We start from the raw sequence: 11,853 nt of genomic DNA, 5'->3' as shown, positions 1-11,853 counted from the left end.
ATGGGTGTCCAACTTCTTGGGAACAGCCCGTACCTGTGGGAGCTGGCTTGCCAGCGATAGGGCCGGTGCAGGCCACAAACCTGTTCAGCCGGCGTTGAGGCCGACTTTGAGCAACTGCCCATCCTTGGCGTCGGTCAGCACATACAGATAGCCATCCGGCCCTACCCGCACATCGCGGATGCGCGCCTTCAAATCGCCCAGCAAACGCTCTTCATCGACGATCTTGTCGCCATCGAGTTGCAAGCGGATCAGCTCCTGGGTCGCCAACGCGCCGATGAACAGGTTGTGGTCCCAGGCCTTGAAGGTGGGGCTGTCATAGAAGGCCATGCCGCTGATGCCGGGCGATTTTTCCCAGACATGGTGCGGGTCGACCATGCCATCGACATGCTTGCCCTTGGCCTCGGGAATCGGCAGCAACGAGTAGTTGATACCGTGCGTGGCGATCGGCCAGCCATAGTTCTTGCCGGCCTGCGGGATGTTGATCTCATCACCCCCGCGTGGGCCGTGCTCGTGGGTCCAGAGCTTGCCGGTCCAGGGGTTGAGCGCGGCGCCCTGCTGGTTACGGTGGCCAAACGACCAGATTTCCGGGCGCACATTGGCATTGCCGACGAAGGGGTTGTCCTTGGGCACTTCACCGTCGGGCAGGATGCGCACCACCTTGCCTTGCAGCTTGTCCAGGTCCTGGGCGGTCGGGCGCTGGTTGTTCTCGCCCAGGGCGATGAACAGGTAGCCGTCACGGTCGAACACCAGCCGCGAACCGAAGTGGTTGCCGACCGACAGCTTGGGCTGCTGGCGGAAAATCACGGTGAAGTTCTCCAGCCGTGCGCGGTCTTCGCTCAACTGCCCGCGGCCCACTGCGGTGCCGGCCTTGCCATCGCTGCCTGCTTCGGCATAGGAGAGGTAGACCGTGCGGTCCTTGTCGAACTGCGGCGAAAGCACCACGTCGAGCAGGCCGCCCTGCCCCTCGGCCCACACCTTGGGCACGCCGCTGATCGGCGCGCCGACCTTGCCTTCGGCGTTGACCAGACGCAGGTTGCCGGGGCGCTCGGTGACCAGCATGTCCTTGCCGCCCGGCAGAAACGCCAGCGCCCAGGGGTTGCGCAAGCCGTCGGCGACGGTACTGACGCTGAGCGTGCCCTCTTCACTGGGGAACTGCTGCTCGGATGCAGCCTGCGCCAACAATGGCAGCAAGGTAGCGGCGGCCAGCGTGGCCAGCCAGGTGGCTTTGTTCATGCACAATTCCTTTCGTGGAGGGCTCAGGGCGCGCGTTGGCTGTCCCGCGGGGGCCGGGTGGGTTCCAGGTTGGGAGCCTGCTGTTGGCGGCGCAGGTTGTCGCCGTTGCCGATGCCACGGTTGTCGAGGCTGGGAGTGGGCTGGATGGGGACGGTCGAAGGCCCGCGCACCGGCGGGGTGGCGGGCATGCTGCCCTGGCGGCTGTTGGGGTTGGCACGCTGGATCGGGCTGTTGTACGGGTTGTTGTTGCTGGCGGCGAGCTGCAGGGGCTGCAGCGGGGCAGCCTGCACCGGCAGGCACAGCAACAGGCCGATGGCCACGGCTGGCAATGTAAGGTTCATCCTCACCTCCTGTACGAAAAAGGCGCGCCTCGTGCGTTGGATAGCCTAAGGCGCGATGGGTTCGCGACAAAAGTGTGAATGCGATTCCTGATGTTTCAGTATGAACCTGCCAGGGTGGCCATGCAGCCGTTGTTACCGGGCGCTGTCGACCTTGTGCCGCGCCGCATACAGGCACAGCATCTCCATCGCCAGGGTGGCACCGGCCAGGGCGGTGATGTCGGCATGGTCATAGGCCGGCGCGACTTCCACCAGGTCCATGCCCACCAGGTTGATGCCGCGCAGGCCGCCGAGTATTTCCAGCGCCTGCACCGTGCTCAGGCCGCCGCACACCGGCGTACCGGTGCCGGGCGCGTAGGCTGGGTCCAGGCAGTCGATGTCGAAGGTCAGGTACACCGGGCGCTCGCCCACCCGCTGGCGGATCGCCGCGATGATCGCCTCGGTGCCTTGGCGATGCACTTGCCGAGCGTCGAGGATGGCGAAGCCCTGGCTGTCGTCATTGGTGGTGCGCAGGCCGATCTGCACCGAGCAGGACGGGTCCACCAGGCCTTCGCGTGCGGCATGCCAGAACATGGTGCCATGGTCGATGCGCTTGCCCTCCTCGTCCGGCCAGGTGTCGCTGTGCGCATCGAAGTGGATCAACGCCAACGGGCCATGGCGCCGGGCATGGGCCTTGAGCAGCGGGTAGCTGATGAAATGGTCGCCGCCCAGGGTGAGCATCGCGCAGCCGGCGTCGAGGATATGGCTGGCATACGCCTCGATGCTGCCTGGCACCGACTGCGGCGTGCCGCTGTCGAAGGCGCAGTCGCCATAGTCGATGACGGCCAGGTGGTCGAACGGGTCGAACGTCCACGGCCAGTGCCGGGCCCAGGCCTGCTGCACCGAAGCGGCACGGATCGCCCGCGGCCCGAAGCGTGCACCCGGGCGGTTGCTGGTGGCGGTGTCGAACGGCACGCCGCTGACCACCACATCCACCCCGCGCAGGTCGCGGCTGTAACGACGGCGGGAGAAACTGGTAATACCGGCGTAGGTACTTTCCGCAGCGGTGCCATACAGGCTGTCACGGGTCATGGCCTGGTCATTGTTCTGGGCTTGATCCACGGTCGGGCTCCTTGGTGGTCTGGGGGTTACTGGCGGGTGCGGAAGGCGGTCCACAGCCGGTTACGCTGGCGCAGGTCGGACAGTGCCATGCTGCGGTCGGCATACAGGCGTTCGCGCACCGCCGCCGGCGGGTAGATGTCCGGGTCGTTGCGCACCGCCTCGTCAACCAGCGGAGTGGCGGCCTGGTTGGCGTTGGCGAAGAACAGCGCGTTGGTCAGCGCGGCCACCGATTCGGGCTTGAGCATGAAGGCGATGAAGGCGCGCGCCGCCTCCGGGTGCGGTGCGTCCTTGGGGATGACCAGGTTGTCCTGCCAGACCAGCGTGCCTTCGCGAGGAATCCGGTAAATCAGCTCGAACGGCTTGCCGGCGCGGCGCGCCTGGTCGGCGGCCATGGCCGCATCGCCGTTGTAGGTCAGCGCCAGGCACACGCTGCCGTTGGCCAGGTCGTTGATCTGCCGGCCATTGGCGACATAGCTGATCGACGGTTGCAGCTGGCTCAACAGCTTCTGCGCCTGGGCAAGGTCGGCCTTGTCCTGGCTGTACGGGTCCTTGCCGAGGTAGTTGAGCGCCACGCCGATCACTTCCTGCGGCGAGTCGGGCATGGCGATGCCGCATTCCTTCAGGCGGCTGGCGTATTCGGGCTTGAACAGCAGGTCGAGGCTGTCCATCGGCACATCGCCCAGGCGCTGGCGCACCGCCTCCACATTCACCCCCAGGCCCAGGGTGCCCCAGGTGTAGGGCACGGCATAGCGGTTACCCGGGTCGGCCTCGGCGAGCTTACCCAGCAGGTCCTTGTCGAGGTTGGCATAGCCGGGCATGCCCTGGGCATCCAGCGGCTGCAGGGCGTTGGCCTTGAGCGCCCGGGCCAGCACGGTGGACGATGGCACCACCACGTCATAACCACTGCCGCCGGTGAGCAGCTTGGTTTCCAGCACCTCGGTGGTGTCGAAGGTGTCGTAGCGCACCTTGTAGCCGGTCTCGCGCTCGAAACGCTGCAAAGTTTCCGGGGCGACGTAATCGGCCCAGCTATAGAGGTTGACGACCTTCTCTTCGGCCTGCAGCGGCAAGGCCAGGCACAGGGACAGCAGGCACAGCGACTTTCGCATGGCGGACACCTCGGGCAATGGGTGGATGCCGCCAGCATGCCAGCCGGGTTACATTGCAAGAATGGCAACTTTGCAAAGCTGACATTCACCAGGAGCAATGTGATGCTCGGACAACTGCACGACCCTGACCTGCACCTGTTGCGGCTGTTCGTCACTGTAGTCGAGGCCGGCGGCTTCAGCGCCGCGCAAGGCGTGTTGGGGCTGAGCCAGCCCACCATCAGCCAGCGCATGGCGCAGCTGGAGGCGCGCCTGGGCTATCGCCTGTGCAGCCGCGGCAAGCGTGGCTTCAGCCTGACGGAAAAGGGCCAGCTGCTGCTGGAGGCGGCGCGCGGCTTGCTGCTGGACATCGAGCGCTTTCGCCAGCAGGCCAATGGCGTGGCTGGGCGCTTGCTTGGCACGGTGCGGGTCGGCATGGCGGAAAACCAGGATGCGGCCGTCAACCTGCGGTTGGCGCGGGCCATTTCACGCTTTCGCGAACGGGATGAGGCCGTGCAGCTGGAGCTGATCAGTGCGCCACCTGCGGAGCTTGAGCGCTTGCTGCTGGAGCAGCGCCTGGACTGCGCCATCAGCTACTTTTCCGGCAGCCAGGCGGCGTTCGACTACCAGCCGTTGTTCGAGGAGCGCCAACGCTTGTATTGCGGCAAGGGGCATGCGCTGTTCGGCGCGGCGCAGGTAACGCGTGAGCAGTTGCTGGAGGCCGACCAGGTGCGTCACCCCTACCGCTTTCTCAAGGGTGGCGAGCCGTTCCAGAGCCGGCGCAGCATGGCCGTGGCCGAGCAGATCGAGAGTGTGCTGATGTTCATCCTGTCGGGGCGGCACGTGGGGTACCTGCCGTGCCACTGTGCCCAGGCGTGGGAGGAACAGGGGTTGCTGTGGGCGCTGGATGCCGAGTTGGACTTCGTGGTGCCGTTTACCTTGGCCAGGCATCGGGGGCAGGTGCCTGGGGAGGCGCAGCGGGCGTTTGCGCAGGATTTGCTGGCGGTGTTTGGTTGAGAGGTGGTTTGACTGGGCCGGCCCTATCGCCGGCAAGCCGGCTCCCACAGGTCCGCCACAGCTTTCAACCTTGTGTTGTACCCGTGGGAGCCGGCTTGCCGGCGATAGGAGCAGCAGATCAGTACGCCATGCTCCAGGTCAGGGTGTAGGTACGCCCCCGCCCTTGGTAGTCATACAGGTACGCCGGGCCGTAGGTGGGCGAGTAGAACAGCGTCGCGCGCTGCCCCCAGACGGTGCTGTACTGCTTGTCCAGAAGGTTCTGGATGCCGGCGCTGAAGGTCCCGAAGCCGGTTTCCTGGCTGCCCAGCAGGTCGAAGGTGGTGTAGCCGTCGATCTCGTGGTCGGCATCATCCTTGAGGCTGAAGGCATGGTTGGCCTGCAGCCTGGCACTACGCCCATCACCCTTCCAGCCAACGAACGCGGTGGACTTGGACAGCGAGGCATAACGCGCATCACGCTTGATCCAGCCACCGTCGGCATCCTCTTCCTCGGAGCGGGTCAGGTGCAGCGTGCCGCCCGCTTCCCAGCCGCTCTGGAAATGCCGGGTCAAGGCGCCTTCGAAGCCGAAGTCGCGGCTCTTCTGGTCTTCGACGTTGATGGTCAGCGTCTGCGAATCGACGTTGATGATCTTGTCCGACCAGATGTAGTACAGCGCTGCCTGGGCATCCCAGTCCAGGTCGGCGTAACGCCAGCCCAGCTCGACCTGGCGGCTCTTGATGCCGGCCAGCGGGTTGTCGGCCACGCTCAGGCCCGGCTTGCCGTAGTACTTGGCCGGGTCTGGCAGGTCGAAGGCCTCGCCGTAGTTGGTCCACACCTGGTGGCCGTTCTTGAAGTCGTAGATGGCACCGACGTTGTACAGGCTGACCTGGTAGTCGTTGCTGCCACCGGGCACGCCTTTGAAGTCGCTGACGTCCACATCCATCTGCTGGCGCCGGGCGCCGCCGGAGAGGGTGAGGTGGTCGGTGGCGTGCCAGTCCAGCTGGCCATACACCGAGACGCCGTCCACGCGGTAGCTGGGGTAGCGGGCGGCCTTGCTCTGCTTGTCCAGGTCCAGGCCACCCCTTTCGGATGAGGTCTGGGCATCGAAGGTGGTCTGGTCGGCGTTGAAGCGCTCGCGGTCCAGGTCGACGCCGTAAGTGAGCTTCAGCGTGTCCCATTGCTTGGCGAACAGGCCCTTGAGGCTGGTGACTTCGAAGTTCTGCTGCGAGGCGGCGAAATACACGCCGCGCGAGCCGGTTGGCGTGGCGCGGTTGTAGTACGGGAACGGGTAGAAGTTGTCGTCTTCCTTGCGATAGGACGCCTGCAGATAGAAGTCCTGGCCCAGCACGTCGGTGTGGTGGTAGTTGGCGTTGAGCAGCAGACGCCGGGTGCGCGGCTCCAGGTCCGACGAATAGCCGCTGCGCAGTTCGGCGTCTTCAAGGTCGGAGGGCGCGTTGTAGTTGAGGTTGGGGAAGTAGATGCCGGTGCTGCCGTGGTTGCCGGAGTCGTAGTACTGGGCCAGCAAGTCGAGGCTTTGTTCGTCGGTGAGCTTCAGGCCAATCGTGCCGAGTACGTCGATGGTGCGGTTGTACTGCAGGTCGGTCTGGGTGTTGTCGATGAAGATCTGCTCGCCCGCGCCATCGTAAAAGGCTTCGTTCTGCTCGCCTGAGATGCCCAGGCGGGCGTTGACCCGCTCGTTGCCGCCGCTGATGGACTGGGCAAAACGGGTGGCCAGGTCATCGCTGTTGTTGAAGCCGCTGCTGGCGCCCAGCTGGGTCTCGAAGCGTGCCGGGCCCGGCTCGCCCTTCTTGGTGACGATGTTGATGATGCCGCCGGTGGCGCCGCCGCCATAGATGGCGCTGGCGCCGGAGAGCACTTCGACGCGCTCGACGTTGAACGGCGAAATGCTGTCGAACTGGCGCGACAGCCCGCGCGAGCTGTTCTGGCTGACCCCGTCGATCATCACCAGCACGTTGCGCCCGCGCATGTTCTGGCCGTAGTTGGTGCGCCCTTCCGGCGCCAGGTCCAGGCCCGGAACCAGCTTGCCGATGGCTTCCTTGAGGCTCACCCCGCTGTCGATCTGCTCGCGCAGCTGCTGCTGGTCGACCACCCACACCGTGCCCGGGATTTCGCTGATGGCGGTGCTGGTGCGCGAGGCGACGCTCACTTCGATGGGCTTGAGGTTGACTGCCTGGGGAGCGGCTGCGGCCTTGCTCAGGGTGACGGTGCGGGCATCGCTGAACTGCCAGGCCATGTCGCTGCCGGCGAGCAATTGCGCCAGCGCCTGCTCGACGCTGTAGCTGCCCTGCAGGGCCGGGCTGGTCAGGCCCTGGACATCGGCGGTGGTGTACAGCAGGTGCAGCCCGGCCTGGTCGGCGAATGCCGTCAGCGCCTGGTCGAGGGATTGCGCGGGCAGGTCCAGCTGTACCTGGCGTGTTTCCATCGCGGCCTGCCCGGCTGGCGTGGCAGCCCACGCGTGCAGGGGGCCGGCGAAGACGGCCAGGGCGCTGCAGGACAGCAAGGCGTGATGGAAACGACCGCCGCGACGGTACGAAGGCATGGGCATGAGAGGCACGAATGAGCTTCCAGACAAGTCGTAAATGAGAATGAGTTGCTGATCAGTCCCACTACGACGATCTGGCTTGTACGAACTTGCAGTGCCAAATGAAAAATATTTCGATTATTTTTTAATGTTTCAGTACACCACTGCCAGCCATGGCAGATAAGTGACCTTGAGGCCGTAGCGTCGCTCGAGGGTGTGCAGCAGTGCCTGGGGTTCGCCCAGGTCGAACACACCACTGACTTCGAGTGCCGCCAGCTTGCTGTCGGAGAGCACGATACGCCCGTGCTGGTAGCGCTCGAGTTCGGCCAGCACCTGCCCGAGCGGCTTGCCGTTGAAGATCAGCTTGCCGCGTTGCCAGGCGGTCTGCGCGCTGGCGTCGGGCGATACGGCCAGGTTTTGCGAGCCTGCCCAGGCATCCCCCTTGGCCAGCACCACGTGGCCGTCGCGGCGCACGCTGAAGGTCGCGGCATTGCCTTGCACGGGCTGCGCTGCGGTCTCGACCACAAAGGGCCGTGGATCCTCGGCGGTCTCGAACAGCGCCTCGCCGGCGCGCAACGTGACCCTGCGCTCGCTCGCGGTAAAGGCCACATTCAGCGCACTGGCACTGTTGAGTACCACCCGCGAGCCGTCCGCCAAGGTGATGTGCTGCCGCTCGCCCATGGCGGTGTGATAGTCCGCCAGCCAGAGCGGCATCTGCTGCCAGCTGCCGTAGCCGGCCACCAGCAACACCAGCGACGCCGCGATGCCAGCCGCCCAGTGCCGCTTGGGCCGGCGCACGGGTGGCGCTTGGAAGGCTTGGGCCGTCGGCGTCTGGCCGAGGCCCTGCCACAGCGCCTCGGCTTCGCATGCCGCCTCGGCGTGCGCCGGGCTCAGCGCACGCCAGCGCAGGTAGCGCGCCTGGTCGGCCGCGCTGGCATTGCCCGAATGCAGCAGTACCTGCCAGTCGAGGGCATCGTCGGACAAATCGCTGATGGGCTGTGGCACAGGCATGCTCAAGGTGTCAGTCATGGTTATGTTTGAGCCAGTCGCGGCAATGGCGCAGGGCCTGGCCGATGTATTTTGCCACCATGCTCTCGGAGACGCCCAGTCGTTGTGCGATCTGCGCCTGGGTCAGGCCCTCGACGCGATTGAGCAGCAGGGCCTGGCGGGCCTTTTCGGGCAGCAGCAGCAAGCCTTCATCAAGAATTTTCAGGCGTTCGCGGGCCAACAGCGCCGCCTCTGGCGCCGGAGCCGGGCAGGCTACCTCGGCGCCACCATCGCTGTCCTCGTGGCTCGCGGCCAGGCGCTGCTCACGGCGCAGGGCGTCGATCGCAAGGTTGCCCGCCACGCGGAAGATGAAACTGCGCGCGTGCAACACCGGCACCGCCTGCTCATCGATCTTCACCAGCTTGAGGTAGGTCTCCTGCGCCACGTCGGCAGCGCGCTGGCGATCGCTCATGCGCCGGGTCAGAAACTGCAGGAGGTCGTCGTAGTGCTCCTGGAAACTTGCCAGCAGACCAGACACGGGAGACGTCAGCATTGGGTGGAGGCACTGCCAGTAGGAGGAATTATCGGGCGTTAATGAGAAACAGTATCTTTCATAATGCCCGACACTTTCAACGCTACCGTGCATTTGCCACACTGCAGGCCTGACTCTGCTGGCAAGGTTCGCGCCCATGGCTCTGCGTTTGCGTCGTTACACCCGTCTTTTGCTGGTCTTGCTGATGGCGGGCGGGCTCAATGCCTGTGCGCTGTTCCAGGCCCGCGACCCGATCAACATCACCGTGATCGGCTTCGAACCGCTTGCGGGGCAGGAGCTGGAAATGCGCATGGCGGTGAAGATGCGCGTGCAAAACCCCAACGAACAGGCGATCGACTACAACGGCATCGCGCTGAACCTGGAAGTCAACGGCCAGCCCCTGGCCGCGGGCGTCAGCGACCAGCAGGGGCATATCGGCCGCTATGGGGAGCAAGTGGTCGTGGTGCCGATCAGCATCACGGCGTTCTCGTTCCTGCGCCAGGCTTATGGCCTGGGGCAGCTCGATACGCTGCAAGGCATGCCCTACGTGCTGCGCGGCAAACTCGCCGGTGGCCTGTTCGGTACCGTGCGGTTTACCGAGCAGGGCAAGCTCGACCTGCCCAAGGGCGCAAGCCTTGGCTGGTGAAGGTGTCAGCGGTTGCCGCTGGCGGCCGCCATCATCTTGTTGACCTCGCTGCGCACCATGCTGGCGTATTCGGGGGGCGACATGGCGTCCAGTTCGGCGCGCACCCATTCGGCCCATTTGCCTTTGCGCCGGGGTTTTTCGGCAATCAGCCGGGCAGCCTCACCCTTGGCCTTGCCCAGGTTGTTCTGCCACAGCTCGAACAGCCGAGCTTTCTCTGCCTCGATCTGCGCCCGTTCCTGGAAGCTCTTGTTGGCCAGATTGAAACTCATGGAAATACCTGCCATTGAAAATGGCCGCTATCTTACACCTTGGCGGCGCATCATCGAAAACCGTCGCAACTTTCCGCACGCGCCGGCATCCATTGCTTATCCACCCCCATCGACGAGGACGAGTTCATGGCCCGTAAAACTGCCGCACTGACCGACAGCGACCAGATCAAGGATCAGGTATTCAGCGAGCTGCAATCACTGATCGAAGAGTCGGAGAAGCTGCTGAACGACAGCGCCGCGCTAGTCGGCGAGGAAGCCGACACCTTGCGCGCGCAAGTCAGCCTGAAACTGCGCCAGGCCCGGGAAGCCGCTGGCCAGGTGCGCGCCAAGGCGCAACCGGTGGTCGACGCCACCCAGGACTACATCGGCGGCCATCCGTGGCAGACCGTGGCGATTTCCGCCGGCTTCGGCCTAGTCATCGGGCTGTTGCTGGGCCGCCGCCCTTGAGCTGAATCAGGCGGCTTGCGCCATTGGAATACCGCTGTGGAAGCGGAGCTCCTGGTCGGGCGACTGGATCAGCTCGGCTTCCGCTTCCCTCACCAGCTCGACGCGCCGGGCGATGTCCGCCTCCTCGCCATAGTGATGGGCCAGCTTCAGGTAACCCTGGTAGTGGCGCGCCTCACTCTTCAACAAGCCGTGATAGAAGGTGCCCAGCTCTTCATCCAGGTGCGGCACCAAGGCGGCGAAACGTTCGCAGCTACGGGCCTCGATGAAGGCGCCGACGACCAGGGTATCCACCAGCTTCACCGGCTCATGGGCGCGTACCAGGCGACGCAGGCCCGAGGCGTAGCGCCCTGCCGACACAGGCCGCAGCGGCACGCCGCGGCGCTTCATCAGGCGTAGCACCTGCTCGTGGTGCACCAGCTCTTCGCGCGCCAGGCGCGACATCATGTTGATCAGGTCCAGGTGAGTGTTGTACTTGGCGATCAAGCTCAATGCGGTGCTCGCTGCCTTGAATTCACAGTTCTTGTGGTCGATCAGCAACGTCTCCTGGTCGGCGAGCGCCGCTTCGATCCAGGCGTCTGGCGTTGGGCAACCGAGGAAGGCTTCGATTTCGGGAATCAGGGACATAAAGGTGCAACCACACAGGACGGGCAGGACCGGCGATTATACCGGCGGCGCCAGGGATCTCCAGTGACTATGCTTGATGTACATCAAACGGCGGCGCAGCGGACGCCGACTATAGTCAGGCATTGGCCGCCACCTTTGAAGGGAGTTCACGCCCATGCAAGCTGTCCGTAGCATCCTTGTCGTCCTCGACCCCGATCATGCCCACAGCCGTGCGCTCATCCGGGCCAAGCTGATTGCAGGGGTGACAGGTGCGCGCCTGCACCTGCTGATGTGCGACAAGAAACATGACCACAGTGCGTTACTCAGCCTGTTATCCAGCCAATTGCACGATGACGGGTACGATAACGTCACCCACGAGCAGACCTGGCATGACACCTTGCATGAGTCGATCATCAAGGTGCAGGAGGCCGAAGGTTGCGAACTGGTGATCAAGGAGCATCGGCCAGACAACCCCCTGAAAAAGGCATTGCTCACACCCAGCGATTGGAAATTGCTGCGCTTCTGCCCTTGTGCGGTGTTGATGGTCAAGAGTGAGCGGCCGTGGACGGGTGGGGTGATACTCGCTGCGGTGGATGTCGGCAACCAGGATGACGACCATCGCAGGCTGCACGTGGACATCATCGATCATGGCTATGCGATTGCCGGCCTGGCCAAAGGGCATTTGCACGTCGTCAGCGCCCACCCCTCCCCCATGCTGTCGGCGTCGGACCCTGTGTACCAACTGAGCGAAACCATCGACAAGCGTTATCGGGAAGCGTGCAGTGCGTTCCAGGCGGAGTACGACATCAGTGAAGACCGCTTGCATGTCGAAGAAGGGCCGGCCGATGTGCTGATTCCACATTTCGAGAAGGCGCTGGATGCGGTGGTCACGGTAATTGGCACCGTGGCGCGCACGGGTATCACCGGGGCCCTGATTGGCAATACGGCCGAGGTGGTATTGGATTCGCTCAAAGGTGATGTGCTGGTGCTCAAGAGCGAAGAAGCCACCGCGCACCTGGCAGAATTGGCCCGCGGTTAATATCTCCCGGAAGCCCGGAAAGACAAAACCCCTACCTG

12 protein-coding genes and 1 pseudogene are annotated in these 11,853 nt (G+C 64.5%); 4 read left to right on the top strand and 9 right to left on the bottom strand.

The window, feature by feature from the left end; all coding sequences use genetic code 11:
* Window positions 1-84: 84 nt before the first annotated feature.
* From B3E94_RS09095 to B3E94_RS09080, 4 genes are all read right to left on the bottom strand, one after another.
* Window positions 85-1,233, bottom strand: coding sequence for a PQQ-dependent sugar dehydrogenase (locus B3E94_RS09095; RefSeq protein ID WP_286913170.1), 1,149 nt, complete (start codon window positions 1,231-1,233; stop codon window positions 85-87).
* A 23-nt stretch (window positions 1,234-1,256) separates the two neighbouring features.
* Window positions 1,257-1,574, bottom strand: coding sequence for a hypothetical protein (locus tag B3E94_RS09090; RefSeq protein WP_286913169.1), 318 nt, complete (start codon window positions 1,572-1,574; stop codon window positions 1,257-1,259).
* 132 nt (window positions 1,575-1,706) lie between these two features.
* Window positions 1,707-2,672, bottom strand: a complete 966-nt coding sequence (gene speB / locus B3E94_RS09085) for an agmatinase (RefSeq protein ID WP_286913167.1) — start codon at window positions 2,670-2,672, stop codon at window positions 1,707-1,709.
* Window positions 2,673-2,698: 26 nt separating this feature from the next.
* Complete coding sequence (locus tag B3E94_RS09080) at window positions 2,699-3,778, bottom strand: polyamine ABC transporter substrate-binding protein (RefSeq protein WP_286913166.1); 1,080 nt, start codon at window positions 3,776-3,778, stop codon at window positions 2,699-2,701.
* A gap of 102 nt (window positions 3,779-3,880) precedes the next feature.
* Here B3E94_RS09080 and B3E94_RS09075 point away from each other — a divergent pair, with 102 nt between their 5' ends.
* Window positions 3,881-4,771 (top strand): LysR family transcriptional regulator, encoded by an 891-nt coding sequence (locus B3E94_RS09075; protein ID WP_286913165.1) that lies wholly within the window; start codon window positions 3,881-3,883, stop codon window positions 4,769-4,771.
* Window positions 4,772-4,889: 118 nt separating this feature from the next.
* Here the strand turns inward: B3E94_RS09075 and B3E94_RS09070 are convergent, their stop codons facing one another.
* From B3E94_RS09070 to B3E94_RS09060, 3 genes and pseudogenes are all read right to left on the bottom strand, one after another.
* Window positions 4,890-7,316: a TonB-dependent receptor gene (locus B3E94_RS09070; protein WP_286913164.1), complete on the bottom strand. Its 2,427-nt coding sequence runs from the start codon at window positions 7,314-7,316 to the stop codon at window positions 4,890-4,892.
* A gap of 129 nt (window positions 7,317-7,445) precedes the next feature.
* Window positions 7,446-8,321, bottom strand: a complete 876-nt coding sequence (locus tag B3E94_RS09065) for a FecR family protein (protein WP_286913162.1) — start codon at window positions 8,319-8,321, stop codon at window positions 7,446-7,448.
* Between the two features lie 4 nt (window positions 8,322-8,325).
* A pseudogene (locus tag B3E94_RS09060) lies at window positions 8,326-8,832 on the bottom strand (RNA polymerase sigma factor); the annotation flags it as partial.
* 136 nt (window positions 8,833-8,968) lie between these two features.
* Between B3E94_RS09060 and B3E94_RS09055 the strand changes: the two are divergent.
* Window positions 8,969-9,457 carry an LEA type 2 family protein gene (locus B3E94_RS09055; protein ID WP_286913161.1) on the top strand — a complete coding sequence of 163 codons (489 nt, stop codon included), beginning with the start codon at window positions 8,969-8,971 and terminating at the stop codon, window positions 9,455-9,457.
* Window positions 9,458-9,462: 5 nt separating this feature from the next.
* Here the strand turns inward: B3E94_RS09055 and B3E94_RS09050 are convergent, their stop codons facing one another.
* Entirely contained in the window at window positions 9,463-9,726 is a 264-nt protein-coding gene (locus B3E94_RS09050; RefSeq protein WP_176518037.1) for a hypothetical protein, read from the bottom strand.
* Window positions 9,727-9,852: 126 nt separating this feature from the next.
* Between B3E94_RS09050 and B3E94_RS09045 the strand changes: the two genes are divergently transcribed.
* Window positions 9,853-10,173: a DUF883 family protein gene (locus B3E94_RS09045; protein WP_176518038.1), complete on the top strand. Its 321-nt coding sequence runs from the start codon at window positions 9,853-9,855 to the stop codon at window positions 10,171-10,173.
* A 6-nt stretch (window positions 10,174-10,179) separates the two neighbouring features.
* On the opposite strand, the gene B3E94_RS09040 is transcribed toward B3E94_RS09045, so the two are convergent.
* Window positions 10,180-10,797, bottom strand: coding sequence for a tRNA-(ms[2]io[6]A)-hydroxylase (locus B3E94_RS09040; RefSeq protein WP_176518039.1), 618 nt, complete (start codon window positions 10,795-10,797; stop codon window positions 10,180-10,182).
* A gap of 154 nt (window positions 10,798-10,951) precedes the next feature.
* Here B3E94_RS09040 and B3E94_RS09035 point away from each other — a divergent pair, with 154 nt between their 5' ends.
* The gene (locus B3E94_RS09035) at window positions 10,952-11,815 is read left to right on the top strand and encodes a universal stress protein (protein ID WP_286913159.1); all 864 of its coding nucleotides are present in this window, start codon (window positions 10,952-10,954) and stop codon (window positions 11,813-11,815) included.
* Window positions 11,816-11,853 lie beyond the last annotated feature (38 nt).

It is taken from the genome of Pseudomonas sp. UBA6315 (assembly GCF_002438125.1).
GTDB classification, from domain to species: Bacteria; Pseudomonadota; Gammaproteobacteria; order Pseudomonadales; family Pseudomonadaceae; genus Aquipseudomonas; species Aquipseudomonas faucium.
The sequence above is the reverse complement of the archived record's forward strand: the minus strand, read 5'-3'. Positions and strand labels throughout refer to the sequence as shown.